Consider the following 25,113-nt stretch of genomic DNA (forward strand, 5'->3'; position numbering starts at 1 on the left):
TGTCTGCCGGTCTCTGTCGGTGGCCGTCGATGTCTGTCGGCGCCCGACGGTGCCCGTCCGTCTCCGTCAGGGCCCTTCCGCCCCCACCTCGCCGCGCCGGTGCACCGGCCGCGCGAGCAGGCCCCCGATGAACCCGGCGACCAGGCCCCAGGCCACCGCGAGCAGCAGCGCGCTCCCCAAGAGCGGCCGCAGCTTCACGAGGCCGGTGAGGCCGCCGCCGAGGTCCCCGATGCCCAGGAGCGACAGGCCGGCGTGGGCGGAGACGCTTGCCAGCAGACACACGGTGAGCACGGTGAGGGCCAGCGCCACCGCCATGTGCACGGCGTGCTGCCAGGCCCGCATCCGGGCGGGCGAGCGTGCCGCCATCATGAACGCGGCCCCGAGGACCATGACCGCCGCGACCACAAGCAGCAACCACACCCGGTCGTCGTGGTCGGAGAGCGTCCGCAGATTGAGCGTGGAGTCGCTCGGCGTCCGCAGGACCTGGTCGAGCACGCGCGGCATGGGCAACCCGAAAGGACCGTCCACCCGGCCCTCCCAGGACGCGCCGAGCCCGAGGGTGAAGGCGAGCCAGAGGAGGTTGGGCAGCCCCAGCAGCAGCACCGCGAGGGTCTCGGCGGTGTGCCCCTGCGTCGCCGCCACGACCACGCCGATGACAAGCCCCAGGGCGACGTACGCGAGCAGCAGCACCAGCATGGCGTACGCCGCGGGACGTACCGACTCCTGGAAGCGCACCAGACGCGCGGGGAGCGGGGCCCCGCGCGAGACCAGCAGCGCCATGGCGAACACGCCCGCGAGCCACAGCAGGCCGAACACGACGGTCGGCAGTACGTCCGTCTCGAACCCGACTTTGGGCGAGGCGCCGAGGAGGTCACCGATGTCGGCGGCCGCCCCCTCCCCGAGCTCGATGGTGAACCGGTGGCGGGCCACCAGGCCGAGGCCCACGAGGAGCAGGACCCACAGCAGCGCGATCCGGGCGGCCCAGCCGAGCAGCTCCTTGGTGTCGGCGACGGCCCGGTGCCGCAGCGGCCTGAGGAACCCCGCGGCGATCACCAGCGCGCCGACGAGGGAGACCGAGAGCGGGACCACGGAAAGACCCGCGTCCGTGTCGGCGATCCCCCCGGCGCCGCCGGAGAGGCCGACGGAGCCGCCGACCGCCATGACGACGACCGCGGCGACGACGGCGGGGAACGCGCCGTCCGGCAGGTCCCCGGCCCCGGCGGCCCACAGGCCGAGCCCGGCGACGACGGCCATGGCCACCAGCGAGGCGAGCACGGCGAGGACGGCGTGCGGCCAGCCGTGGGGGTCCCGTCGGCTCTGCGGCGCGCTCGGCGTGCCCGCCCGGCCGGGCGGTGTCTGGTGACTCACGTTGTCACGCTAAGCAGCACCGCGTCGGCGCGCCCCTCGGGAGGGCCGACCGCGTCGGCTTGCGGGCTCCCACGAACCGGTACACACAATGGGCGCGTAATGGAATAGAACGTGCGAAACGGTTGAAATGTGATGACCGGTCCCGCACATCGCAGTCCCCTACGCAGGGAAGAAGTGCCGTGAGCGTCGAACCGCCCTCGTCAGGTCGCCCCACAGGACCCCCGTCCGGCCCGCTCTCGGGCCCCTCGCAGCCGGGCGCCACCCAGCACAGCGGCACCCCGGGCGCGGGTCCGCCCGGTGCGACGCCGCCGCCCGGCGGGGACCGGCCTTCGGGTCCGCCGGGCGGCCAGGGACCGGGCGGAGGCGGGGACGGGGGACCGCACGAGCCTCCCGGCGGGCGCCCGGAGCCGGAGCGCCCCTGGTGGCGGTCGGCGCCACGCGTGGCCGTGCTCGGCCTCGCCGTCGTGGCCGCCGTGGCGCTCATCGTCGTCCTCACCCGGCCCGAGGGCACCAAGGAGTCCCGCGGCGAGGTACTCCTCCAGGCCGCGGGCAAGTCGGGCCCCGACCCCTTCACCGAGTCGACGGCCCGGGACGACGACACCCCGCCGTCCCCTACGCCCGTGGCCAGCACCTCGGCGTCGGCCAACGTGACGCGCGGCGTCGACGGCGCCGCGCCCGGCCTCTACGGCGGGACGCGCAAGGTCGGGGCCTGCGACGTGGAGAAGCAGGTCGACGTCCTCGGGAAGGACCCGGCGAAGAACAAGGCGTTCGCCTCGGTCCTCGACATCGAGGCGGCCGCCGTCCCCGCGTACCTGCGGGCGCTCACGCCCGCGCAGCTGCGCATGGACACCCGCGTCACCAACCACGGCTACCGCGACGGCGCCCCCACCGCCTACCAGGCGGTCCTGCAGGCGGGCACCGCCGTGCTCGTCGACGACCGGGGCGTGCCGCGGGTGCGCTGCGCCTGCGGCAACCCGCTGCTGCCGCCCGTCGCGCAGCAGGGCACCCCGAAGCGGACGGGCGACGCCTGGCCCGGCTACCGCTCGTCGAACGTCGTGTTCGTGGCACCCGCCGCCCACGTCGTCAACGTGTTCGTCATGTACGACCCGAAGAGCGGCAAGTGGTTCGAGCGCGACAAGGGCGACACGGGCGCCGGCGACAAGGAGACGCAGCCGCCGCCGGACCAGCCGTCCCCGTCGCCGTCCCTGTCCATGTCCCCGTCGTCCCCGTCGTCCCCGTCGTCCCCGTCCCCCTCGGTCTCGTCCCCCTCGCCGTCCGCCTCCCCGTCCTCGCCGTCCCCCTCGTCCGCGTCGCCCTCCGCCGAGCAGGAGCAGCCGCCCGAGTACCGGTCCCCGGAAGAGCAGCCGTCGCCCGGGGCATATTGAGGTCCGTGATCGAGCAGGTGCCGACAGGCGCTAGCGTGGTGGGTGCTGTCGGCGGGGCCCGTGCTGGGACGGTCCGCGATCCGGCGGTCCTCGATCCGAGGCACGGGAGGGATGAGCGAGCATGCGGGCCGGAGCGGCGTCTTGAGAATTCTGCACACGTCCGACTGGCACCTGGGCCGGGCGTTCCACCGCGTGAACATGCTCGACGCCCAGGCCGAGTTCATCGGCCACCTCGTCGCCACGGCACGTGAACGCGAGGTGGACGCCGTCGTCGTGTCGGGAGACGTGTACGACAGGGCGGTGCCGCCGCTCGCCGCCGTCGAGTTGTTCGACGACGCGCTGCACCGGCTCGCCGACCTCGGCGTGCCGACCGTGATGATCTCCGGGAACCACGACTCGGCGCGCCGCCTCGGCGTCGGCGCCGGGCTCATCGACCGCGCGGGCATCCACCTGCGGACGGACCCCGCGGGCTGCGGGCAGCCCGTGGTGCTGGCCGACACACACGGGGACGTCGCGTTCTACGGCCTGCCGTATCTCGAACCGGCGCTGGTCAAGGACGAGTTCGGGGTGCGCAGGGCGGGCCACGAGGCAGTGCTCGGCGCCGCCATGGAGCGGGTCCGCGCCGACCTCGCCGACCGGCCCATGGGCACCAGGTCCGTCGTCCTCGCCCACGCCTTCGTGACCGGCGGCGAGGCCAGCGACAGCGAGCGGGACATCACGATCGGCGGTGTGGCCGCCGTGCCCGCCGGAGTCTTCGACGGCGTCGACTATGTGGCGCTCGGCCATCTGCACGGCAGCCAGGCCATCAGCGAGCGCGTGCGCTACAGCGGCTCCCCGCTGCCGTACTCCTTCTCCGAGTCCGCCCACCGCAAGACCATGTGGCTGCTCGACCTCGGCGCGGCCGGGGAGATCGAGGCCGAGCGGATCGACTGCCCGGTGCCGCGGTCCCTCGCCCGCATCCGGGGAGACATCGAGACGCTCCTCACCGACCCGGACCTCGCCCGCCACGAGGACGCCTGGGTCGAGGTGACGCTCACCGACCCGGTGCGCCCCGACGACCCCATGGCCCGCCTCTGCCAGCGCTTCCCGCACACCCTCAGCCTCGCCTTCGACCCGGACCGCGCCCCAGAGGACCCCGACGTGTCGTACGCCCAGCGGCTCAAGGGCCGCGACGACCAGCAGATCGCGGAGGACTTCGTGACCCATGTGCGCGGCGCGGGCCCCGACGCGCGCGAGCGGGACGTGCTGCGGGACGCCTTCGACGCCGTCCGCGCCGACGACGTGCTGCGCGAGGTGGCCCGATGAGGCTGCACCGGCTGCGGATCACCGCCTTCGGCCCCTTCGGCACCACCCAGGACATCGACTTCGACGAGCTCTCGGCCGCCGGGCTCTTCCTGCTGCACGGCCCGACGGGCGCCGGGAAGACCTCCGTCCTGGACGCCGTGTGCTACGCCCTGTACGGCTCCGTCCCCGGACCCCGCCAGGGCGGCGGCCAGGGCGCGACGCTGCGCAGCGACCACGCGAGCCCGGACACCCGCACCGAGGTGCGCCTCGAACTGACCGTCGCGGGGCGCCGGTTGGAGATCACCCGGCAGCCGCCCTGGGAGCGCCCGAAGAAGCGCGGCACGGGCACGACGACGGACAAGGCGCAGAGCTGGCTGCGGGAGTACGGGGGTGGGGCGCGGGCCGACCGGACGTCCGGCGCGGGTGCCGGTGGCGCTTCTGGCGCCGGGGTCGAGGGTGCCGTCGCCGTGGGGGGCGCCCCGGCCGGGGGTGCCTCGGTCGAGCCGGACCCCGCCACGGGGTCGGACGCCGCGATGGAGCCGGGTCCCGCAACGGGGCCGGACGCCGCGATGGAGCCGAGTCCCGCCACGGAGGCGGGCGTGTCCGCCGGTTCCGGCGACGCGGGCGGATGGCGGGACCTCAGCCGTTCCCACCAGGAGATCGGCGAGGAGATCAGCCAGCTGCTCGGCATGAGCAAGGAGCAGTTCTGCCAGGTCGTGCTCCTGCCGCAGGGCGACTTCTCGCGCTTCCTGCGGGCGGACGCCGAGGCCCGCGGCAAGCTCCTCGGCAGGCTCTTCGACACCCGCCGGTTCGCCGCCGTCGAGGCGCGCCTCGCCGAACAGCGGCGCGCGGCGGAGGCACGGGTGCGCGAGGGCGACGCGGAACTGCTCGCGGACGCGCACCGCATGCAGCAGGCGGCGGAGGCAGGGGGCGCGGGCGCCGAGCTGCCGCTGCCGGACGCCGCCCCCGGTGACCCGGGGCTCGCGGACGCCGTGCTCGGGTGGGCCGCCGTGGCCCGCGCGGGCGCCCGCGAGCGCCTCGACATCGCCCGCAGTGCCCTCGCCCACGCCGAGTCCGCGCACGCCGCGGCGGCCGCCGAGCTCGACGACGTACGCGAACTGGCGCGGCTGCAACGGCGGTTCGCCGACGCCACGGAGCGCGCGGCCCGGCTTGAGGAGCGCGCCGACGACCACCGCGAGCTCACCGCCCGCATGGAGCAGGCCCGCAAGGCCGAGACCGTCGCCCCGGCCCTCGCCCTGCGCGCCGAGGCCGACGAGGAGCACCACCGCGCCACGGCCGAGGAGGCGCGGGCGCGGGCGTACCTCCCCGCCACGTACGCCGACGAGGGCGCCGCGGGCCTCGCGAACGCCGCCCGCCGGGCCAGCGAGGAGCTGGGCGGCCTCGCCTCCGCCCGCCGCGCCGAGCCGCGCCTCGCCGAACTGACCGCCCAGCGCGCCGACCTGGACCAGCAGGAGCGGTCCGACGACGAACTCCTCGCCGAGGCCGGGGGCTGGCTCGCCGACTGGGACGCCCGCAGGACCCGGATGCGCGACGCCATCGAGGAAGCCCAGGACGCCGCCGCCCGTGCCGAGCACCTCGCGGGACGGCTCCAGCCGGCGCAGGAGAAGCTCGACGCCGCCCGCAGCCGCGACCGCCTCGCCCAGGAGGCCGACGCCGCCCAGGAACGCTCCCTCGCCGCCCGCGAGCGCGCCGGGTCGGCCCGCGAGCACTGGCTCGGCCTCAAGGAGCAGCGCCTCGCGGACATCGCCGCCGAACTCGCCGCGAACCTCGAACCCGGCGCCCCCTGCGCCGTCTGCGGCGGCACCGAACACCCCGCCCCCGCGCGGAAGTCCGCGGGCCACGTCGACCGCGCCGCCGAAGAGGCCGCCCTCGCCGCCCACCAGCGCGCGGACGAGGCGCGCGGCACGGCCGAGCGGGACCTCGCCGCCGTACGGGAGTCGCTCGCCGCCGCCACCGCGGCCGCCTCCGGCACGCCGGTCACCGAACTCGCCACGGCCGTCGAGGAGTTGCGCGGCGCGCACACCGAGGCCCGGGACCGCGCTTCGCGGCTGCACGCGGCCCGCGAGGCGCTGGCCCAGGCCGAGCGCGAGCACGACCGCCGGGTCACCGCGCAGCAGGAGGCCGCCCGCCGCGTGGACTCGCGCGCTGCACTCCGGGACGCCATCGCCGCCGAACAGACGGGCCTGGAGGAGGAGTTGGCCCGTGCGCGCGGCACCGCCGCGAGCGTCGCCCAGCGCGCCGCGCAACTGGAGCGGCAGGCCGCCCTCCTCACCGCCGCCGCCGACGCCGCGCGCGCCGCCGACGAGTCCGCCCAGCGCCTCAAGGACGCCGACGCCCGGCTCGCCGACGCCGCCTACCGCGCCGGCTTCGACACCCCGGCCGCCGCGTCGGCGGCCCTCATCGACGACTCCGGCCACCGCGAGCTCCAGCACCGCATCGACGCCTGGCGACACGAACAGGCCGCTGTCCGCGCACTGCTCGCCGAGCCCGACACGGCCGCCGCGGCGCAGCAACCCCCCGCGCGGCTCGCCGCCGCCGAGTCCGCCGCCGGGGCGGCCGCCGCCCGCTTGCGCACGGTCGCGTCCGCGTGCGACGCCGCCGCCCGCCGCCGCTCCGAGCTCGAACGGCTCTCCGCACGGTCGGCCGCCGCCGCCCGGCGGCTCGCCCCGCTGCGCGAGAGCCACGACCGCGTGGCCCGCCTCGCCACGCTGGCCGCGGGCACCTCCGCCGACAACGAACGCCGGATGCGCCTGGAGTCGTACGTCCTCGCGGCCCGCCTGGAGCAGGTCGCCGCGGCGGCGACGGCCCGGCTGCACCGGATGTCGTCGGGCCGCTACACCCTCGTCCACTCCGACGACCGCACCGGCCGCGGCCGTTCGGGCCTCGGCCTGCACGTGGTCGACGCGTGGACGGGCCGGGAGCGCGACGCGAGCACCCTCTCCGGCGGCGAGACGTTCTTCGCCTCCCTCGCGCTCGCCCTCGGCCTCGCGGACGTCGTCACGGACGAGGCGGGCGGCGTGCGCCTGGACACCCTCTTCGTCGACGAGGGCTTCGGCTCCCTGGACGACCAGACGCTCGACGAGGTCCTCGACGTCCTGGACGCCCTGCGCGAGCGGGACCGCAGCGTGGGCATCGTCAGCCACGTCGCGGATCTGCGGCGCCGGGTGCACGCGCAGCTGGAGGTCGTGAAGGGCAGGGCGGGGTCGGTGGTGCGGCAGCGGGGCGCGGGCTGAGGCGGGACGTCGGCTGACGCGGGGCCGCGTGGTGCCTCACTGGCCCAGGGGCCGCCTGGTCAGCGGTGAGGAGTAGACAACGCTCGTCGTCACCGAGCCGAGGGCGCCGATCTTGCCGGAGACCTCCTCCAGGTGCCGCATCGAGCGCGCGGTGACCTTGATCACGAAGCAGTCGTCGCCGGTCACGTGGTGCGCCTCCAGGATCTCAGGCGTCGCCTCGACCAGGTCGTGGAACGGTTTGTAGTTGCCGTTCGGATAGCGGAGCCGTACGAACGCGAGCACCGGCAGGCCGAGGCGCTCCGGGTCGACCACGGCCGCGTAGCCCTGGATCACCCCGGCCTCCTCCAGGCGCCGCACGCGTTCGGTGACCGCGCTCGGGGACATGGAGACGGCGCGCGCCAGCTCGGCGTAACTGGCTCGGCCCTGCCGTTGGAGGACGTCGAGGATGCGCCAGTCGGTGGCGTCCGTGGAATAAGCGGTCATGTCCGAGAGGAAACAGGGAAAACCCCGGCTGATCAAGAGGTGGACAGGGAATCGCCCCTTCAGGACAGACGGCCATGGCCATAGATTTTTGGCCATGAACCACACCGCTTCCGCACCTCTCACGAACGCCGCGACCAGCACGGACGCCGCGAACCCCGGCGCCACGGACGGCGCGAACCCCGGCGTCACGAACGCCGTCCTGCGCGTCCCCGCGGCCGCCCCCGCCGCAGCAGCCGCCTACTTCGGCGCGAGCCTCGCCTTCCACGCGGACGTGTCCGACGTCGCCTCCGCGCTCGCCGCCGACGGCGACCCCGGCTTCGTCGTCCTCGACTCCCGCTCCACCGCGTCCTGGGACCAGGGCCACGTCCCCGGCGCCGTCCACCTGCCCACCGCGCTCATACCGGCCCAGGCCGAGCAGATCCTGGACAAGTCGGTCCCCGTCGTCACGTACTGCTGGGGTCCCGGCTGCAACGGCGCGACCCGCGCCGCCCTGGCCCTCGCCCAGCTGGGCTTCCAGGTCAAGGAGATGCTCGGCGGCTTCGAGTACTGGGTCAGGGAGGGCTTCGCGTACGAGACCTGGGAGGGCCCCGAGCGGCGCGCCGCTGACCCGCTGACGGCTCCCGCGGACGAGGCGGACTGCGGCTGCTGAGCCGCGCGGACGGAGGGCGGGCCCCGGCTCACATCGGCTGCACGAAGTCCGCCCGCCACGGGGGCGACGGGTCCGATCCCAGCTCGCTCCAGTACTCGCGGCCCGCCACGATCCGCCCGTCCCACACCGTCCAGAAGGACGCCACGCGATGTATCCCCATGGTCTCGTGCGGCACCTCCACCTCCGAGACCACCGTGTCGCCGGCCGCGACGGTCCGCAGCAGCCGGATCGACCAGCCTTCCGGATACTCCGCGTTCACACGCAGGTAGTTGTCCCTGCCCACGATGCGCTCGGCGCTGACCGGCCACTCGACGACGATGTCCTCGGCGAGCAGCGCCTCCACCCCCGCCCAGTCCCGTGCCTGCATGCGGTCCCACAACGCCGTGACGATCTCCGTAGGTGTCATGACGGGCATCGTGGCAGCAGCCACTGACAACGGGCGCCTGCCCGGGCCCCGGACGTGTCCGCCCTGGGCGCCCTGGTCCTGGCCGTGCCCGGATTAATCGGGTGCGCCCGCCAGCCGCGAGCCCCATCATGATCTGTCATGCCTCAGCTTCCCCAGCCCACCGCAGCCGAACTCCGCCGCGACCCGCTGCCGTTGCGGGGGCGCACCGCCCTCGTCACCGGCGCGAGCCGTCGCGGGGGCATCGGCTACGCCGTCGCCCGCCGCCTCGCCGCGTACGGGGCGAGCGTCTATCTGCACCACCACGTCCCGCACGACGCCGAGATGCCCTGGGGTGCCGACCGGCCGGAGGACGTCGCCGCCTCCGTCCGCGAGGCGCGGGCCGACCCGGACGCCCTCGTTCGTCACGGCCCGGCCGACCTCGCCGACGCCGACGCGCCCGCCGCACTCGTCGCCACGGCGGCCGAAGCCCTCGGCGGGCGCCTGGACATCCTCGTCGCCAACCACGCCCGCAGCGGCATGGACGGCACCCTCGACGAGATCGACGCGGCCATGCTCGACGTGCACTGGGCGGTCGACACTCGCTCGGTGATCCTGCTCGTGCAGGCGTACGCGCGGTTGCGCGCCGGGCTCCCGCCGCGCACGCCCGGCGGCCGCGTCATGATGATGACGTCCGGCCAGGACAGCGCGGGCGGCATGCCGGACGAGATCGCCTACAGCCTGCAGAAGGGCGCCCTCGCCTCGGTGACCCGCTCGCTCGCCACCTCGCTGTCCGACCTCGCCGTCACGGTGAACACCGTCAACCCCGGCCCCGTGGACACGGGCTACATGTCCGGGGAGGCGTACGAGAACATCGCCGCCCTCTTCCCGGCGGGCCGCTGGGGCATGCCCGACGACCCGGCCCGCCTGCTCGCCTGGCTCGCCACGGACGAGGCCGAGTGGATCACGGGGCAGGTCATCAACTCGGAGGGCGGCATCCGCTGACGCAGGCCCCGGTCCGGGACCGGGGAGACCGACGAGGCCGGGGGAGACGGGGCGGGAGCCCGAAGGCGCCCGCCCCGCCCGCCTCAGAGCGCCGAGAGCTCGTCCACCAGGTCGTCGAGCCCCAGCGACCCCTGCGAAAGCGCCGCCATGTGCCACGCCTTCGCGTCGAACGCGTCCCCGTGCCGCCGCCGTGCGTTCTCGCGCCCGAGCAGCCAGGCGCGCTCGCCGAGCTTGTAGCCGATGGCCTGGCCGGGAATCGTCAGATAGCGGGTCATCTCGCTCTCGACGAAGTCCGCGGGCCGGCTGCAGTGCGCCCCGTAGAACTCCTGGGCGAGGTCGGGGGTCCAGCGCTCGCCGGGGTGGAACGGGGAGTCCGCGGGGATCTCCAGCTCCAGGTGCATGCCGATGTCGACGATGACCCGGAGGGCGCGCATCATCTGCGCGTCCAGGTAGCCGAGGCGCCGCTCGGGGTCGGTGAGGAAGCCCAGCTCGTCCATCAGGCGCTCCGCGTACAGCGCCCAGCCCTCCGCGTTGGCGCTGACGATGCCCACGGTCGCCTGGTAGCGGGACAGGTCCTCGGCGACGTGCGCCCACTGCGCGAGCTGCAGATGGTGGCCGGGCACGCCCTCGTGGTACCAGGTGGACACCAGGTCGTACACGGGGAAGCGGGTCTCGCCCATGGTGGGCAGCCAGGTCCTGCCGGGGCGCGAGAAGTCCTCGGAAGGGCCGGTGTAGTACGGGGCGGCGGCGCCGCCGGGCGGGGCGATCCGCGACTCCACCTTCCGCACCCGCTCGGCGAGTTCGAAGTGCGTGCCGTCCAGCGCCTCGATCGCCTCGTCCATGAGGTCCTGCAGCCACTGCCGGACCTCGTCGACGCCGTCGATGTGCGCGCCGTGCTCGTCGATGTGCGCGAGGGCCACCCAGGGCGTGGCCGCGCCCGGCAGGATCTTCTCGGCCTCGGTCCGCATCTCGCCGAGCAGCCGGTGGTACTCGGCCCAGCCGTACGCGTACGCCTCGTCCAGATCCAGGTCCGTGCCGTTGAAGTGGCGCGAGAGGCGGGCGTAGCGCTCCCGGCCCACGACCTCGGGCGCGCCCTCGATCGCGGGCGCGTACACGTCCCGCATCCAGTCGCGCAGCGCCACGACCGCGCCGGTCGCCGCCTTCGCCGCCGTGTCGAGGTCGGTCCGCAGCGCCTGCGGCCCGTCCGCCGCGAACTCCTCGTACCAGCCGGGACCGCCCTCGGCGCCCGCCCACTGCGTCAGCTGCTCGATGAACGTCGCCGTCGGCCGGGGCGCGGCGAACAGCTTGCGCTCCAGACCCAGTTCGAGGGCGGCCCGGTAGCCCTCGTACGCGCCGGGCACCGCCCGCAGCCGCTCGGCGATCGCCGCCCAGTCCTCGTCGGTGTCCGTCGGCGTCACCGTGAAGATCTCCCGGACCGCGTGCGGCGCGGTGTGCAGATTGCCGACGGCGCGCAGGCCCTCGTCGGCGTCGTGCACGGCGAGCTCCGCCGTGAGCCGCTCGCGCAGCAGCCGCGCGCAGCGCCGCTCCACGTCGGAGTCGGCGCCCGGGCGCGCCTCGGCCTCGTCGAGCCGCGCCAGCGTCGTGCGGGCGAGCGCCGCGAGGGCGTCGAGGCCCGCGGGGGAGAGGTCGGGGAGTTTGCTGTTGCTCTCCTTGACGCCGAGGTAGGTGCCGGTGATGGGGTCCAGGGCGATGAGCTCGTCGACGTAAGTGTCGGCGACCTGGCGGGGCAGCGGGCCCGGGCCCGCTGCCGTGGGGGTGATGTTCGTGTCTGACATGCGGACATCCTGGTACGGGACAGGGCCGCACGTCACTGGCGCGTCGGGGCCGCACGGGGCGCGACGGCGATCAACCGTCCCTTAGTTGACCGGTCGTTCCAGTTGGGGTTAACTTCTGCCGTATGGCGAGGACCAAGGAATTCGACCCCGACGCCGCGCTCAGGGCCGCGCTCGACCTGTTCTGGAGCCGTGGCTACGAGGCGACGTCCATGGCGGACCTCGTCGAGCACCTCGGCATCGGCCGCGCCAGCATCTACGCGACCTTCGGCAACAAGCGCGAGCTGTATCTGAAGGCCATGGACCGCTATACGGAACTGAACGATCCGCTGCTGCTCGACGAGCTCTCCCGGCCCGGCCCCGCGCTGCCGGGGGTCCGCGCCCTGCTCGATCGGTTCGTCGCCGAGTCGTCCGCGCCGGACACCGGCCGTGCGGGCTGCTTCGTCACCAACACGGCGGCGGAGCTCGCCCCGCACGACGCCGCGGCCGACCGCCGGGTCGAGCTGAACTGGGAGCAGATCGAGACCCTGCTGCACGCCGCGCTCACCCGCGCGCGAGCCCAGGGCGAGATCCCCGAGGACCGCGATCCGCGCGCCCTCGCCCGCATGCTGCTCGTGCTGCTCCAGGGCATGCGGGTGGTCGGCAAGGTCTCCGGCGGCGAGGCCCGCGTGCGGGCGGCGGCGCAGCAGGCGCTGGCGCTGCTGGCATAGGCGGTCACCGCACCGACTCTCCCCGTCCTGGCGCGCCGTGCCCGGGCGGATTCTCACGCCTCAATACAAGAACGATCGGTCAATTATGACAGTCCCTTCGAGGAGGACGCACATGGCGCAGAAGAAGGTCGCCGTACTCGGCACGGGGATCATCGGCGCACCCGTGGCACGCCATCTGCGCGCGCACTTCGCGGTGCGCGTCTGGAACAGGACCCGCGCGAGGGCGGAGCCCCTCGCCGCCCACGACGGCCTTGAGGTGTGCGGCACCCCGGCCGAGGCGGTCGCGGGCGCCGACGTCGTCGTGACCGTCCTCAAGGACGGCCCCGCCGTGCGCGAGGCGATGGCGGCGGCCGCCCCCGCGCTTGCCGAAGGCGCGGTGTGGGTGCAGCTGAGCACGGTCGGCGCGGAGGAGATCGACGAGCTGGCGCGGCTCGCGGACGCGTACGGGCTCGTGCTGTACGACGCGCCGGTACAGGGCACCAAGCAGCCCGCGGAGAACGGCGCGCTGGTGGTCCTCGCCTCCGGGCCGCGAACCGCCGGGGAGCCGCTGGAGCTCGCCCGGCTCGTGTTCGACGCGATCGGCTCGCGCACGGTCTGGGTCTCCGGTGAACCCGGCGCGGCCAGCCGCCTCAAGCTCGCCCTGAACAGCCTCGTGTTCGCCCTCACGCACGGCGCCGCCGAATGCCTCGCCCTGGCCGAGGCGTTGGGCGTGGACCCGGCGCTCGTCGTCGACGCGGTCGCGGGCGGCCCCCTGGACAGCCCGTTCTTCCAGGCCAAGGCCGCCGCGATCCGCGCGGGCGACTACTCGGCCAGCTTCTCCGTGAGCAACTCCGTCAAGGACGCGGAACTCGTCGTGGCGGCGGCGGAGTCGGCCGGGGTCGCGGCCGATGTCGGCGCGGCCGGACTCGCCCGGTTCCGGCGCGCGGTCGGCGCCGGACATGGCGACAAGGACATGGCCGCCTCGTACCTCGTGGCCCCGGCCGGCGCGGGGCGGAACCCGGGCGCGGGGGACTGAGGGCTCCGCGCGGCGGACGCCCGCACCCCGACCGCGCGAGGCGGGGGATGCGGGCGTCCTTCGCGGCCGGGCCCTTCGGCGGCCCCGGACCGCCGGGGCTTCCCGGTAGCCCTGGACGCTACTGGTGGCTGTCGTACGGCAGTTGCGACCGCACCGGCGTGGCGTCGAGGCGGGCGGTGATGACGAGCGTGCCCTCCTCGATCTGGAAGTCCAGGGGGAGGCGCAGACCGCGCATCGCGGCGACCATGCCGGTGTTGGACGACTGCGTGACCGCGTACACGCTCTCGCAGCCCGCCTCGATCGCCATCGAGACCAGCCGGCCGAGGAGTTCGCCGCCGATGCCGCGGCGCTGCCAGTCGTCCTCGACGAGCAGCGCGATCTCCGTCTCGTCGCCGTCCCACAGCAGATGGCCGAGGCCGACGACACGGCCGGACGCGGTGCGCGCGGCGAGCGTTCGGCCGAAGCGCGGGCTCAGGAGGTGGTTGAGATAGCGGTCGGCGTCGTTGACCGGGCCGTGGTAGCGCATGCTCAGGGTGCGCTTCGAGCAGCGCTCGTGCATGTCCTTGGCGGCGTCGAGGTCGCCCGTGTCGGCGCGGCTCACCGTGATGTCGCTGCCCTCGGGGAGCGTCAGGACGTCCTGGCCGCGCGGGACGCGCGGGCCGAGCCGGGTGTCCAGCTCCACGAGCGCCCGCGCGCGGGCGAACTCCGTGGGGGTGAACGGGAGATAGGGGCGCTCGACCGTGATCACTCCGCCCTCGGGGGCCCGCAGCCGCAGCACGGTCCCGTCGAGGACGCCCTCGACGGGCGCCGCTTCCTCCTGTGCCCCCTCCGTCCGGCTCGCCTTGGCGGGCAGGGAACGGATGGTGCACCGGCCGAGCAACTGGCGCAGTGCGAGCGGAAGTTCCGCCGCGTCCAGGGCCGTGCGCGTGGCCAGGCCGAGGATCCGGGTCGGCGCGTCCACCAGGTCGTGGGCGTCGGCCCGCTCGACCCAGGTGCTCGATCCGCCCGCGCGCGAGACCGTGCGGGTGAGGTCGGCGGCGGGCAGCGCCGCCGGGGCCCGCAGCAGGAACTCGTCGACCGTGCCGTCGGCCAGCGGGTGGGTCTGCAGGCTCAGGATGTCGACGCCGTCCCCCGCCAGCGCCGTGCACAGCGCGGCGAGCGAGCCGGGGGCGTCGCGCACGGTCGTGCGCATGCGCCACAGCGTCGTCGGCTCGGGCCGCGGACCGGCCGCCGCGCCGGTGGCTTCCGGCGCGGTCGTGGCGGCCGCGGCGGTGGTGCAGCCGGTGTTGGTGGTGTCCCCGGTCCGGTCCTGGGCCGGGAGCGGCGGGGTGCCCGTATCGGGTCCGTCCGCGTCCGGCGGCGCATGCGTGTGGCGCCGTGCCCACCATGTGTGGAACCCGGCCGTGGCCGCCAGGATCACGGCCGACACCAGGAGAAGCTCGGGCCCGTCCGGGCCGTGCCCCACGAGATTGGCCACCGCGTCCGCCACGGCCACGGCCGTGAACAGGGCGGCGAGTTCGACGAGGTCCCGGCGCCAGTGGTGCACCGGCCTGCCGTGCCTCTTGCGCGTCACATCAGACATGTCAGCACTCATGCAGTCACTCTGGCCGAAGGGTGTTGCGTGATCACGAACGGTTTGTGACTGATGGGTTAAGAGCGGTTCTGTCCGTTTCATTACTCTTTGCTCACCCCGGTTGTCCGTTGCTGTCCCCCGTATGCCCGCAACGGTCCGCGCGGGTGCCGACCGGAGGTGGCCGGTCCGCACCCGCGCGGGTCGTCACTGGCCCACGCGTCCCGGCTGCAGCACCTTGGTGAAGAGCACGCCTCCGCCCTGCTGCCGCAGTCGCACCGTCAACTCGCCGCTGTCGCCGTCGATGTCCACCTCTCCGTAGTAGGGCGGTGTCTCCGCCGGCGATGTGTTGGCACGGTCCGGCGCCTTGACGAACGTCTGGTCCGGGCCGAAGGTTCCATCGAGTTTCACGGCCGGGAAACCGCCCGCGGCGAGCGGCCCGGACACGAATTCCCAGAACGGCGCGAAGTCCTTGAAGGCAGCGCGCGAGGGGTCGTAGTGTTGCGCCGAGGTGTAGTGCACATCGGCCGTCAGCCACACCGTGCCCGTGATCCGGCGGTGCTTGATGTGCCGGAGCAGCTCGGCGATCTGCAGCTCACGGCCGAGCGGCGCGCCCGGGTCGCCCTGCGCGACGGCCTCGAAGTTCGTCTGGCCGTCGCCGACCACCAGGCCGAGCGGCATGTCGGAGGCGATGACCTTCCACACTGCGCGCGAGCGCGACAGCTCCCGCTTCAGCCAGGCGAGCTGCTCGGCGCCCAGGATGCCGGTGGCGTCCTCGGGCTGCCGGTTCGGCGAGTTGGCGTTGCGGTACGTGCGCATGTCGAGCACGAACACATCGAGGAGCGGGCCGTGCCTGAGCACCCGGTACACCCGTCCGTCGCGGTCGCCGGGGCGCTGCGTGGAGATCGGGTAGTACTCGCTGAACGCCCGCAGCGAGCGCCCCGCGAGGACGTCGACGTCCTTCTCCGTGTAGCGCGGGTCCTCCAGGATCTGCCCGGGGTACCAGTTGTTGCGCACCTCGTGGTCGTCCCACTGCACGATGGACGGCACCTGGGCGTTGAACCGGCGTACGTGCTCGTCGAGGAGGTTGTACCGGAAGTTGCCGCGGAACTCCGCGAGGGTCTCGGCGACCTTCGACTTCTCCGGAGTGGTGATGTTCTTCCACACCCGGCCGTCGGGCAGCTTGACGCTCGCCTGGATGGGCCCGTCGGCGTAGATGTTGTCACCGCTGCACAGGAAGAAGTCGGGGTTGCGGCCGCGCATCTCCTCGTACACCCGCCAGCCGCCGAGCTCCGGGTTGATGCCCCAGCCCTGGCCCGCGATGTCCCCCGACCACAGGAAGCGCACGTCGTCCCGGCGTCTGAGCGAGGTCGTGCGGAACGTGCCGGTGACCGGTTTTCCCGTGCGGCGCGGGTCGTCGGGGTCGGCCAGGAGCACGCGGTAGTGGATCTGCTCGCCGGCGGGCAGCCCGCGAAGGCGCGTGGTGCCGGTGAAGTCGGTGCGGGGGCCGAGCAGCGGGCCGTGCCAGCGGGTCGGCCGCCGGAACGACTCCGTGGCGGACGTCTCCACGATCATGCGGGCGGGCCGGTCGGAGCGCACCCACACGAGCCCCGAGTGCGCGCCCACGTCACCGGCCTGCACCCCCCAGTCGGCGCTCGGGCGCCCCCGCAGGGCCAGCGCCGGGGCCGCGCCGGACAGCGCGGGCACGGTGAGTGCCGCGGGCACGACGAGCGAACCGCGCAGCAGGCTGCGGCGGCGCGGAGACGGGCTCGACGGACGGTGTGACATGAAGACGCCTCCAGGGACGGCGAATCGATCGGATGTGCAGTGCCACGTGTACTGCTGCGCCACGGCGCCCACGCGAACCACAAGTGAACAACCGCCCATGGGACGAGGGGAACAGCCGCGCCGGACACCGGTTTCGCGCGTGCCGAGCACCGGCGCCCGGTGCTCGACGCGCGCGTGGTCCGAGCTCGGTACGCGCGCGTGGTCCGACTCCCGAGGTCCCTGAGCCTCGGGAGGCCTTCGGCCCGCGCCCGCCCTGTCGAGGTCAGCGGCTGGTGTCGAGGATGACCCGCGCCACCCGGGCCGGGTCGTCGTGCATCGGGACGTGCCCGCACCCGGGCAGCCGCACGAGCCGGGCCCCGGGGATGGCGTGCTTGGCCCGGATGCCCTGGCGGCGCAGCAGCAGCCGGTCGCGGGTGCCCCAGGCGACCGTGACCGGAAGACCCGGCACGTCGTCGCGGAAGCGCACGTCCCGCCCGGCGGCCAGCGTCTCGTGGAAGCCGGTCGCCTCGCGCAGCGCCAGCGTCTCCGCGACCACCGCCTCCGGCGAACGGTGGCCGGGGTGGGCGTAGATGGTGCTGGTGAGCGCGGTCCTGCCGACCGCGCTCCGGGAGAGGCGCTCGATCATCGGCAGGGGCATGCGGCGCGCGATCCCGTGCATGGCGCGCAGCGTCGAGAAGGCGTACCGGCGCTCCGCCTCGCTCCAGAACCCGGCGGGGGACAGGGCGGTGACGGACCGTACGAGCTTCTCCCGGCCCAGTTCGAGCGCGAGCAGTCCGCCCAGCGAGTTGCCCGCCACATGCGGCCGTTCGACGCCCAGGGCCCCGCACAGGGCGTGCAGCGTGGGCACCACCGTCGACAGGTCGTAGGCCAGTCCGTCCGGCAGCGCCGGGGAGGCGCCGAAGCCCGGCAGGTCCACGGCGATCACGTCCCGCTCGGCCGCGAGGATGCCGACGACGGGGTCCCAGGCCTGGCGGTGGTGGCCGATGCCGTGCAGCAGGAGCAGCGGTGCCCCGGTGCCCGAGCGCTGGTAGGAGACCGTCACCGAGCGCGGCCCGCAGGGTGAATCGACGCTGAACGACACCTCTGCGGCCTCTGCGGCCCCTGCCACCCGTGCGGCCATGACTGCTCCTGACTTAGACACCTTGTCAGCAACAATTACCGCTCAGTAGCGTCGACTTCAAGGGTGCGACGGCACCGACTTGCCGCCGGGTCCGGTGCCGGGTCCGCCGGGGGCCCGGTGTGATCCTCGTCGGCTTGGCCGACGGAGGTGGACACCGGCAGATCCGTCGGCTGGGATGGAGTCGTGGCTACCGATATCGCGACCGACGTCTTCGAAGAGCACCGGCCCGTCCTGATGGGCGTCGCCTACCGCATGCTCGGGCGGGTGGCCGACGCCGAGGACGTCGTCCAGGACGCCTGGCTGCGCTGGTCCGCCGGCGAGCGCGAGGACGTGCGCGAACCACGCGCCTACCTGGTGCGGATCACCACCCGCCTCGCCATCGACCGACTGCGCCACGCCCAGTCGCGCCGCGAGTCGTACGTCGGGCCCTGGCTGCCCGAGCCGCTGGTCACCGACTTCGGGCCGACCGTGCCCGACACCGCGGAGAAGGCCGTGCTCGCCGACTCCGTGTCGCTCGCCGTGCTCGTCGTCCTGGAGTCCCTGTCGCCGCTGGAGCGCGCGGTGTTCGTGCTGCGCGAGGCCTTCGGGTTCCCGTACGCGGAGATCGCCGAGACGCTCGACCGCAGCGAGGCCGCCGTGCGCCAGCTCGCCGGGCGCGCCCGCAAGCACGTGGAGGAGGGGCGCCCGCGCTTCGAGGTCGACCCGGCCGAGCGCCGCGACCTCACCGAGCGCTTCCTCGCCGCCGCCGTGGACGGCGACCTGGAGGGGCTGATGTCGGTGCTCGCGCCGGACGTCGACCTGGTGGGCGACAGCGGCGGCAAGGCCAGGGCGCCCCTGCGGGTCGTGACGTCCGCCGACAAGGTGGGCCGCTTCGTCGTGGGCGCGGCGCGCAAGGGCCTCGCGGAGCACGCCGACTTCGAGATCCGCCACCTGGAGGTCAACGGCGTCCAGTCCGTCCTCTTCTTCGCCGACGGCAAGCCCGACAGCGTCATCCAGCTGGAGATCTCCGACGGACGTATCCAGCGCGTGTACATCGTGCGGAATCCGGACAAGCTCGGGGGGCTCGGCATCTAGCCCGCCCCTCCGCGCGAAACAGCCCCCGCCCGTGCACCGGGCGGGGGCTGCGCCGTGTGCGCGCCCGGTGGGGACGTATCGGATTGCGTCACGCCCGCCCGCCAGGTGTCGACCACGCGCGAACAGCGCGTGAATGCTCTGTGGCACCACTTCACTGCGGGCTGTAACGGACTCAGGATTGGTCTTGACCAAGGGTGAGCGCGGCTCTATCGTCGCTGAGATAGTGCAGGAACCTTTAATAAACAAGGCGCGAAAAAGCCGCCTGCGCACGGCGATTGCGGAGGACAGGGTGGGGACCACGCAGCTGGAATCGGTGCCGGAGCCGAAGTACTGGCACCTCAAGACCGTGCTCAGCGAAGCACTGGACTCCGAGTTCGCCGTGGGCGAGATCCTGCCCAACGAACGCGACCTCGCCGCCCGGTTCGGCGTCGCCCGCGCGACGCTGCGCCAGGCACTGGAGCAGCTCGAGCTGGAAGGACGCCTGCAGCGCCGCCGCGGCGTCGGCACGACCGTCGCCCCGCCCCGCATGGGCGTGGCCGTCGGCTCCGCCCAGGGCACCTGGCCCGGCGCGGCCGGGGACGCCTGGCAGCCCGCGGACAGCGAGCTGGCGCCCGCGCCCGCCGAGGTGGCCCGAGCCCTGGACATCGACCCGGACGAGCCGGTGCACGTGGTGCGCCGCACCCGTGTCTCCCACGGCCAGCCCGTGGCCGCCGAGCTGCTGTACGTCCCGGCGGGCTCCGTCCCCGACCTCACCGCGATCGACGCCCCCGCGGGCGCCGCACGCGCGCGTGCCGTGCTGCGCGAGCTCGGCCGCCTCGCCCTGGAGGGCCAGGACCGCTCCGTCGAGCTCGGCTCCGCCCGCGCGGACGACGCCAAGGCCCTGGACCGCCTGCCCGGCGCCCCGGTCCTGGTCGTCACCACGCGCTTCCTCGCCGGCGGGCGCACGGCCGCGCTCTCCATGGCGACGTACCGCGCGGACACCTGCCGCCTCACCTTCGGCGACCAGGGCGCGGTCGAGATCCACCACGGGCCGGAGCAGCAGGCTTCCTGAGCGGCGTCACAGCGGGACGTCACGAAGGCGGGGCCTTCCTTTCGAGGAAGGCCCCGCCTTCGTGACGTCCGCACGTCTTCCGGCGGCGCCGCACCCTACTGCCGCGCGGTCACCGTGCCCTCCACCGCGAACAGCTCCTCCTCCACGTGGTCGAGCGCGAGCCGCAGCGCGCCCGTCGCCACCGCCGCCTCGCCGAGCATCGACAGCGTCACCCGGGGCGGCCTCAGGCAGTAGCGGGCCAGCTCCTGGTGCAGCGGCTCCAGGACGCCGTCGAGGCCCGCGGCCCAGCCGCCCACCACGACCAGCTCCGGGTCGAGCGCGAGGACCAGCGCGGCCACGTCGTGCACCAGACGGCGGATGAAGCGGTCGACCGCGGCAAGGGCACGCTCGTCGCCCTCACGCGCGTGCGCGAAGACCTCCGCGACCGCCTGCTCGTCCAGCGGGTGCAGCGGCTCGTCCGTGGTCGAGAGCAGCGTCTCCGGCGTCACCTCGCGGCCCAGCAGATGCAGCGCGCCGATCTCGCCCGCCGCGCCGCCGTACCCGCGGTGCAGCCGCCCGCCGATCAGCGAACCGGCACCGGGGCTCAGCCCGGCCAGGACGAACACCACGTCGTCCGACTCCGTCGCCGCGCCCTTCCAGTGCTCGGCGACCGCCGCCGCGTTCGCGTCGTTCTCCACCAGGACCGGGCACTTGAAGGAGCGCCGCAGCCGCTCGCCCAGCGGCAGCCCCGTCCAGCCCGGCAGCGCCGTGCTCAGCCGCACCGAACCGTCGGCCTCCACGATCCCCGGGCTGCCGACGCCGACGGCGCGCAGCGAGCCGCGTGAGACGCCCGCACGGCGCAGCAGATCGGCGACGGCACCCCGCATCCGCTCCAGGCGCTCGTCGGCGGACGCCGTCTCCGACACGTCCTTCGCCGCCGTCCCGAGGATCTTGCCGTCGAGGTCGGACAGCACGGCGGCGACGCGGTGCGGACCGATCTCCAGACCGAGCAGATGTCCCGCCTCCGCCCGGAACCGGAACTTCCGCGCCGGTCGGCCCTGCCGTCTCGCGCCGCCCTCGCCCGCGTCCGTCTCCACGACGAGCCCGGCCTCGCTGAGCCCCTCGACCACGCCCTCGACGGTGGGCCGCGAAAGCCCCGTCACCCGGGTGATCTCGGTGAGTGTCGCGAAATCCGCCGCACGCAGCGCGTGCAGCACGACCGCGGAGTTGATCCGCCGTAGCAGAGAAGGATCTCCGCCGGTCAGCCGCCCCAACGTCCGTCCTTCCATCCCATGCGCATGATGGGCGAAGAGTACTCGGAAGCCACCGATCGGGGCGAGTGCCGATCAGGCCGCCCGGAAGGGGGCCGCTTCAGCCCGGCGCGACGAAACCGGACTCGTACGCCGTGATCACCGCCTGGGTCCGGTCGCGCGCCCCGAGCTTCGCGAGCAGCGAGCTCACATGCGACTTCACGGTCTCGGTGCCGACGACGAGGCGCCCCGCGATCTCCGCGTTCGACAGACCGCGCGCCATGAGCCGCAGGACCTCCTCCTCGCGCCCCGTCAGGGCGGCCCGCTCCAGGGCCGCCCTCGCGTCCGGATTGCCCCGCTGCCGCCCGTGGGAGCCCGCGAGCTCCCGCACCGCCGCCGGGAACAGCAGCGACTCGCCCTCGGCGACGAGGCGCACCGCGTGCACGATCTCCGCGGGCCGCGCGCGCTTCAGGAGGAAGCCGTCGGCGCCCGCGCGCAGCGCCTCGTACACGTACTCGTCGTTCTCGAAGGTCGTGATGACGACGATCTTGGGCGGGTCGGTGACCGTGCGCAGGACCGCGCGGGTCGCCTCGATGCCGTCGAGCAGCGGCATCCGCACGTCCATGGCCACCACGTCCGGCCGCAGCTCCCGCACCAGCGGGATCACGGCGGCGCCGTCCGCGGCCTCCCCGACGACCTCGATGTCGGGCTGCGCCTCCAGGACGGCGCGCAGACCCGCGCGGACGAGGGGCTCGTCGTCGACGAGCAGGACGGTGACCGGCATCCGGTCAGCGTAGATCACGAGCGTTTCCGTACGCCGTCGAGTACCGGAGTAGGCCTCTACGTAGAGCGTGCCGTCACGTCAGGGGGAGTTCGACACGGACCCGCCACTCGCCCTCGTGCGGTCCCGTGTGGGCCCGGCCGCCCAGCAGCGTCGCCCGCTCACGGATCCCGCGCAGGCCGCTGCCGCCGCGCCCGGTGGGTGCCGCGGGCCCCGACAGGGCGTTGCGCACGTCGAGCGTGAGCAGGCCCTCGTCGGCGGCGACCCGGACGCGTACCGGCACCGGGCCCGCGTGCCGCAGGACGTTGGTCAGGGACTCCTGGAGCATGCGGTAGCCCTCGCGCGACACAGGGCCGGGCAGCCGGTCCACCGGGCCCGTCACCTCGGCGTCCACCTTCACGCCCGACGTGCGCGCGGAGTCCAGGAGCCGGTCGGCGTCCACGAGCGTCGGCCGCTGCCGCCCGGGCCGACCGTCCTCGCGCAGCACCCGGAGCACCCGCTCCAGGTCCTCCAGGGCGTGCCGTCCGGTGTCCTCGATGGCCTCCAGGGCGCGCTCGGTGAACGCCGGGTCGGCGGTGGCCCGGGCGGCGCCCGCCTGCACCACGGCGACGGTCAGCGCGTGCCCGATGGAGTCGTGCAGTTCGCGGGCGATGCGATTGCGTTCCAGGAGCTGCTCGGTGCGCTCCTCCAGGGCGGCGAGGCGCTGGGCGGGGGAGGGGCCGAGGAGACGTTCGGCCACGGTGGCCACGAAGTGCCCCACCGCCACCACGAACCCGAGCAAAATCATCAGCGGCACGGGGACGAGCAGCGCGTCCACCCACCAGGGGCCGTCCGCCAACGCGGGGAAGAACAGCGCAGGATCCGTCGTCCGCTCCTGCGCCGTCGCACCGATCAGCGCCAGCGTCTGCCCGATGAGCAGCGTGGACGCGAAGCCCGTCGCGCACCCCGTCTCCATGCGCAGCAGCAGCCAGAGCGCCGTGCGGCACCGCTCGTTCCAGGAGGCCGACGGCATGACCGAGACACCGGAGTCGACGTGCTCCGCGTCGGACGGGCCCGCCGCCCCGCGCGCGTGGGCGCCGGGAAACAGCATCAGCCGCGCCTGCAGCCCCTCGGCCCGGCGCAGCGCGGGCAGCAGCCCGGCCACCACCCCCAGGGGGATCGGGAGGACGAAGAACCCCACGAACAGGTCGACGGCCCCCGCGTCCGACATCCCGTAGATCGACGCGCACGTCAGCCCGGGAACGGCGCCGAGGAGCACATGCAGCCAACGGGTGTACGTGACCGCGCGGGTGAGCGGTCGCAGGAAGCGGGGCATGCCGTCATCGTGCCAGCACCCGCGCGGGGCACGGCTCCCCCGTGCGGGGGAGAAGATCTCCCCGGGCGGGGGAGGCCACGGGCCCGCCCGCACCGCGACGCTGTCCCCATGACCAGCATCGACGTCCAACAGCTCACCAAGGAGTACGGCACCACCCGCGCGGTGGACGACGTGACGTTCAGCGTCCGCCCCGGCCAGGTCACCGGCTTCCTCGGCCCCAACGGCGCCGGAAAGTCCACCACGTTGCGCCTCGTCCTCGGCCTCGACCGGCCCACGTCCGGGACCGCGACCGTCGGCGGACGCCCGTACACGGCGTACGACGAACCGCTCCGCCAGGTCGGCGCCCTGCTCGACGCGCAGGCCGCCCACGGCTCCCGCACCGCCCGCAGTCACCTGCTCGCGCTCGCCGTGAGCAACCGGATCGCCCCGGCGCGCGTGGACGAGGTCCTGGAGGAGACCGGCCTGGCGGCCGTCGCGGGGCGCCGCGTGAAGACGTACTCGCTGGGCATGCGGCAGCGCCTGGGGATCGCCGCCGCGCTGCTCGGTGACCCCGCCGTCGTCCTCCTGGACGAGCCGTCCAACGGGCTCGACCCCGAAGGGATCATCTGGATCCGTGAGTTGATGCGCCGTCTGGCCCGGGAGGGCCGCACCGTCCTGGTGTCCAGCCACCTCATGAACGAGACCGCGACGTTCGCCGACCACCTGGTCGTCCTCGGCCGCGGCAGGCTGCTCGCGGACACCCCGATGCGCGAGTTCATCGAGGCCCGCAGCCGCCCGCGGGTCCGGGCGCGCACCACCGACCCGGCCCGGCTGCGCGCGGCGCTCGCCCGCGCGGGACACGAGCTGGCGGAGGCCGACGACGGCCGCTGGACGGTCGACGGCGTCCGGGCCGAGGAGGTCGGCAGGCTCGCCGCCGAAGCGGGCGTGCCGATCCTCGAACTCGCCGACCAGGAGGCCTCCCTGGAGGAGGCCTACCTCGCGCTCACCGCCACCGAGACGGAGTTCTCCGCGTCCGCCGCGCCCTCGGCGTCCCCCGCCGTTCCCACACCTCTCCAGGAGGCCTGACGATGTCCACGTCCGCCGTACTGCACTCCGAGTGGATCAAGATCAAGTCGCTGCGGGGGAGCGTCGGTTCGCTCGTCGCGGTGTTCGTCGCGACCGTCGCCATCACCGTCCTCGTCTTCGCCACCGTCGGCCGCGCGGAGGCCGACAACGCCGACGCCGAACCCCTCTTCGACGCCTTCTACGCGTTCAACTTCGGGCAGGTCGCCGCCATCAGCTTCGGAGCCGCGGCCGTCAGCTCCGAGTACGTCAACGGCGCGCTGCGGGTCTCGCTCGCCGCCGTGCCGCGCCGCGGCCTCTTCTACGGCGCGAAGATCGCCGTCCTGGGCGCGGCGGCGCTCCTGGTGGGGCTCGTCACCAGCTTCACCACGTTCCTCGGCGGACAGGCCTTCCTCGGTGAGTACGCCATCGGGCTCGGTCACCCCGGGGCGGTGCGCGCGTGCGTCGGGGGCGGCGTCTACCTCGCGTTGATGGCGCTGTTCGCGGCGGGCCTCACGGCGGTGCTGCGCAGCGGTGCCGTGGTGCTCGGCGTGCTCATCCCGTTCACCCTGATCGTCCCGTTCGTGCTCGGGGACATGGCGGGCGGCGCGGCCCAGTTCCTGCCCGACCGGGCCGGGCAGCAGATCCTGCACGAGGCCCCGGACGGGATGCTCGGCCCCTGGGCGGGGCTCGGGGTGACGGCGCTGTGGGCGGTGGCGTCGCTGGGCGCCGGGTGGTGGGCGGTGCGGAGGCGGGACGCGTGACGAGGCGCGGACGCGGGCAGCCGCTGAGGCCTCGTCAGTCGTCCGACGCCTG

21 protein-coding genes are annotated in these 25,113 nt (G+C 74.3%); 11 read left to right on the forward strand and 10 right to left on the reverse strand.

Annotation, left to right across the window (positions count from 1 at the left end; genetic code table 11):
• Positions 1 to 66: 66 nt before the first annotated feature.
• Positions 67 to 1,368 carry a streptophobe family protein gene (locus tag OO63_RS19595; protein WP_030358680.1) on the reverse strand — a complete coding sequence of 434 codons (1,302 nt, stop codon included), beginning with the start codon at positions 1,366 to 1,368 and terminating at the stop codon, positions 67 to 69.
• Between the two features lie 179 nt (positions 1,369 to 1,547).
• Here OO63_RS19595 and OO63_RS19600 point away from each other — a divergent pair, with 179 nt between their 5' ends.
• From OO63_RS19600 to OO63_RS19610, 3 genes are all read left to right on the forward strand, one after another.
• Positions 1,548 to 2,753, forward strand: a complete 1,206-nt coding sequence (locus OO63_RS19600) for a DUF6777 domain-containing protein (protein ID WP_234311181.1) — start codon at positions 1,548 to 1,550, stop codon at positions 2,751 to 2,753.
• Between the two features lie 141 nt (positions 2,754 to 2,894).
• Positions 2,895 to 4,058, forward strand: coding sequence for an exonuclease SbcCD subunit D (locus tag OO63_RS19605; protein WP_030358682.1), 1,164 nt, complete (start codon positions 2,895 to 2,897; stop codon positions 4,056 to 4,058).
• Complete coding sequence (locus tag OO63_RS19610) at positions 4,055 to 7,291, forward strand: AAA family ATPase (protein ID WP_078619231.1); 3,237 nt, start codon at positions 4,055 to 4,057, stop codon at positions 7,289 to 7,291. Before OO63_RS19605 ends, OO63_RS19610 begins: the two co-directional genes overlap by 4 nt.
• 36 nt (positions 7,292 to 7,327) lie before the next feature.
• Here the strand turns inward: OO63_RS19610 and OO63_RS19615 are convergent, their stop codons facing one another.
• Entirely contained in the window at positions 7,328 to 7,774 is a 447-nt protein-coding gene (locus tag OO63_RS19615; protein ID WP_030358684.1) for an Lrp/AsnC family transcriptional regulator, read from the reverse strand.
• 94 nt (positions 7,775 to 7,868) lie between these two features.
• Here OO63_RS19615 and OO63_RS19620 point away from each other — a divergent pair, with 94 nt between their 5' ends.
• Positions 7,869 to 8,423: a rhodanese-like domain-containing protein gene (locus tag OO63_RS19620; RefSeq protein ID WP_078619232.1), complete on the forward strand. Its 555-nt coding sequence runs from the start codon at positions 7,869 to 7,871 to the stop codon at positions 8,421 to 8,423.
• 28 nt (positions 8,424 to 8,451) lie between these two features.
• Here OO63_RS19620 and OO63_RS19625 read toward each other — a convergent pair whose 3' ends face one another.
• Positions 8,452 to 8,829, reverse strand: a complete 378-nt coding sequence (locus OO63_RS19625) for a nuclear transport factor 2 family protein (RefSeq protein WP_030358686.1) — start codon at positions 8,827 to 8,829, stop codon at positions 8,452 to 8,454.
• Positions 8,830 to 8,967: 138 nt separating this feature from the next.
• On the opposite strand from OO63_RS19625, the gene OO63_RS19630 reads away from it, so the two are divergent.
• Positions 8,968 to 9,810 carry an SDR family oxidoreductase gene (locus OO63_RS19630; protein WP_030358687.1) on the forward strand — a complete coding sequence of 281 codons (843 nt, stop codon included), beginning with the start codon at positions 8,968 to 8,970 and terminating at the stop codon, positions 9,808 to 9,810.
• A gap of 83 nt (positions 9,811 to 9,893) precedes the next feature.
• Here the strand turns inward: OO63_RS19630 and OO63_RS19635 are convergent, their stop codons facing one another.
• Positions 9,894 to 11,606: a DUF885 domain-containing protein gene (locus tag OO63_RS19635; RefSeq protein ID WP_030358688.1), complete on the reverse strand. Its 1,713-nt coding sequence runs from the start codon at positions 11,604 to 11,606 to the stop codon at positions 9,894 to 9,896.
• A 122-nt stretch (positions 11,607 to 11,728) separates the two neighbouring features.
• Between OO63_RS19635 and OO63_RS19640 the strand changes: the two genes are divergently transcribed.
• Together OO63_RS19640 and OO63_RS19645 are read left to right on the forward strand one after the other, a co-directional pair.
• A complete protein-coding gene (locus OO63_RS19640; RefSeq protein WP_030358689.1) occupies positions 11,729 to 12,313 on the forward strand; it encodes a TetR/AcrR family transcriptional regulator in 585 nt (194 codons plus the stop codon).
• Between the two features lie 112 nt (positions 12,314 to 12,425).
• A complete protein-coding gene (locus tag OO63_RS19645; protein WP_030358690.1) occupies positions 12,426 to 13,328 on the forward strand; it encodes an NAD(P)-dependent oxidoreductase in 903 nt (300 codons plus the stop codon).
• Positions 13,329 to 13,446: 118 nt separating this feature from the next.
• Here the strand turns inward: OO63_RS19645 and OO63_RS19650 are convergent, their stop codons facing one another.
• From OO63_RS19650 to OO63_RS19660, 3 genes are all read right to left on the reverse strand, one after another.
• A complete protein-coding gene (locus OO63_RS19650) occupies positions 13,447 to 14,922 on the reverse strand; it encodes a GNAT family N-acetyltransferase (RefSeq protein ID WP_033264267.1) in 1,476 nt (491 codons plus the stop codon).
• A 183-nt stretch (positions 14,923 to 15,105) separates the two neighbouring features.
• On the reverse strand, positions 15,106 to 16,686 hold the full coding sequence (locus OO63_RS19655; RefSeq protein ID WP_030358692.1) for an alkaline phosphatase D family protein: 1,581 nt from the start codon (positions 16,684 to 16,686) through the stop codon (positions 15,106 to 15,108).
• Between the two features lie 262 nt (positions 16,687 to 16,948).
• On the reverse strand, positions 16,949 to 17,806 hold the full coding sequence (locus OO63_RS19660) for an alpha/beta fold hydrolase (RefSeq protein ID WP_030358693.1): 858 nt from the start codon (positions 17,804 to 17,806) through the stop codon (positions 16,949 to 16,951).
• Positions 17,807 to 17,989: 183 nt separating this feature from the next.
• On the opposite strand from OO63_RS19660, the gene OO63_RS19665 reads away from it, so the two are divergent.
• Both OO63_RS19665 and OO63_RS19670 read left to right on the forward strand, forming a co-directional pair.
• A complete protein-coding gene (locus OO63_RS19665; RefSeq protein WP_030358694.1) occupies positions 17,990 to 18,880 on the forward strand; it encodes an RNA polymerase sigma-70 factor in 891 nt (296 codons plus the stop codon).
• Positions 18,881 to 19,169: 289 nt separating this feature from the next.
• On the forward strand, positions 19,170 to 19,931 hold the full coding sequence (locus OO63_RS19670) for a GntR family transcriptional regulator (protein ID WP_030358695.1): 762 nt from the start codon (positions 19,170 to 19,172) through the stop codon (positions 19,929 to 19,931).
• 95 nt (positions 19,932 to 20,026) lie between these two features.
• On the opposite strand, the gene OO63_RS19675 is transcribed toward OO63_RS19670, so the two are convergent.
• From OO63_RS19675 to OO63_RS19685, 3 genes are all read right to left on the reverse strand, one after another.
• Positions 20,027 to 21,184: an ROK family transcriptional regulator gene (locus OO63_RS19675; protein WP_030358696.1), complete on the reverse strand. Its 1,158-nt coding sequence runs from the start codon at positions 21,182 to 21,184 to the stop codon at positions 20,027 to 20,029.
• 97 nt (positions 21,185 to 21,281) lie between these two features.
• Positions 21,282 to 21,944, reverse strand: coding sequence for a response regulator transcription factor (locus tag OO63_RS19680; RefSeq protein WP_030358697.1), 663 nt, complete (start codon positions 21,942 to 21,944; stop codon positions 21,282 to 21,284).
• A 73-nt stretch (positions 21,945 to 22,017) separates the two neighbouring features.
• Positions 22,018 to 23,256: a sensor histidine kinase gene (locus tag OO63_RS19685; RefSeq protein WP_030358698.1), complete on the reverse strand. Its 1,239-nt coding sequence runs from the start codon at positions 23,254 to 23,256 to the stop codon at positions 22,018 to 22,020.
• A gap of 108 nt (positions 23,257 to 23,364) precedes the next feature.
• Here OO63_RS19685 and OO63_RS19690 point away from each other — a divergent pair, with 108 nt between their 5' ends.
• Complete coding sequence (locus tag OO63_RS19690; RefSeq protein ID WP_030358699.1) at positions 23,365 to 24,321, forward strand: ABC transporter ATP-binding protein; 957 nt, start codon at positions 23,365 to 23,367, stop codon at positions 24,319 to 24,321.
• A 2-nt stretch (positions 24,322 to 24,323) separates the two neighbouring features.
• The gene (locus OO63_RS19695; RefSeq protein WP_030358700.1) at positions 24,324 to 25,061 is read left to right on the forward strand and encodes an ABC transporter permease; all 738 of its coding nucleotides are present in this window, start codon (positions 24,324 to 24,326) and stop codon (positions 25,059 to 25,061) included.
• The last annotated feature ends 52 nt before the right edge of the window (positions 25,062 to 25,113 follow it).

This window comes from Streptomyces alboflavus, from assembly GCF_000716675.1.
Taxonomy (GTDB): domain Bacteria; phylum Actinomycetota; class Actinomycetes; order Streptomycetales; family Streptomycetaceae; genus Streptomyces; species Streptomyces alboflavus.

Coding starts and splice junctions, on each gene's coding strand:
- OO63_RS19695 (WP_030358700.1), top strand. CDS start 24,324: ATGTCCACGTCCGCCGTACTGCACTCCGAGTGGATCAAGATCAAGTCG.
- OO63_RS19620 (WP_078619232.1), top strand. CDS start 7,869: ATGAACCACACCGCTTCCGCACCTCTCACGAACGCCGCGACCAGCACG.
- OO63_RS19630 (WP_030358687.1), top strand. CDS start 8,968: ATGCCTCAGCTTCCCCAGCCCACCGCAGCCGAACTCCGCCGCGACCCG.
- OO63_RS19690 (WP_030358699.1), top strand. CDS start 23,365: ATGACCAGCATCGACGTCCAACAGCTCACCAAGGAGTACGGCACCACC.
- OO63_RS19680 (WP_030358697.1), bottom strand. CDS start 21,944: ATGCCGGTCACCGTCCTGCTCGTCGACGACGAGCCCCTCGTCCGCGCG.
- OO63_RS19610 (WP_078619231.1), top strand. CDS start 4,055: ATGAGGCTGCACCGGCTGCGGATCACCGCCTTCGGCCCCTTCGGCACC.
- OO63_RS19640 (WP_030358689.1), top strand. CDS start 11,729: ATGGCGAGGACCAAGGAATTCGACCCCGACGCCGCGCTCAGGGCCGCG.
- OO63_RS19655 (WP_030358692.1), bottom strand. CDS start 16,686: ATGTCACACCGTCCGTCGAGCCCGTCTCCGCGCCGCCGCAGCCTGCTG.
- OO63_RS19645 (WP_030358690.1), top strand. CDS start 12,426: ATGGCGCAGAAGAAGGTCGCCGTACTCGGCACGGGGATCATCGGCGCA.
- OO63_RS19650 (WP_033264267.1), bottom strand. CDS start 14,922: ATGAGTGCTGACATGTCTGATGTGACGCGCAAGAGGCACGGCAGGCCG.
- OO63_RS19685 (WP_030358698.1), bottom strand. CDS start 23,256: ATGCCCCGCTTCCTGCGACCGCTCACCCGCGCGGTCACGTACACCCGT.
- OO63_RS19625 (WP_030358686.1), bottom strand. CDS start 8,829: ATGACACCTACGGAGATCGTCACGGCGTTGTGGGACCGCATGCAGGCA.
- OO63_RS19635 (WP_030358688.1), bottom strand. CDS start 11,606: ATGTCAGACACGAACATCACCCCCACGGCAGCGGGCCCGGGCCCGCTG.
- OO63_RS19615 (WP_030358684.1), bottom strand. CDS start 7,774: ATGACCGCTTATTCCACGGACGCCACCGACTGGCGCATCCTCGACGTC.
- OO63_RS19660 (WP_030358693.1), bottom strand. CDS start 17,806: ATGGCCGCACGGGTGGCAGGGGCCGCAGAGGCCGCAGAGGTGTCGTTC.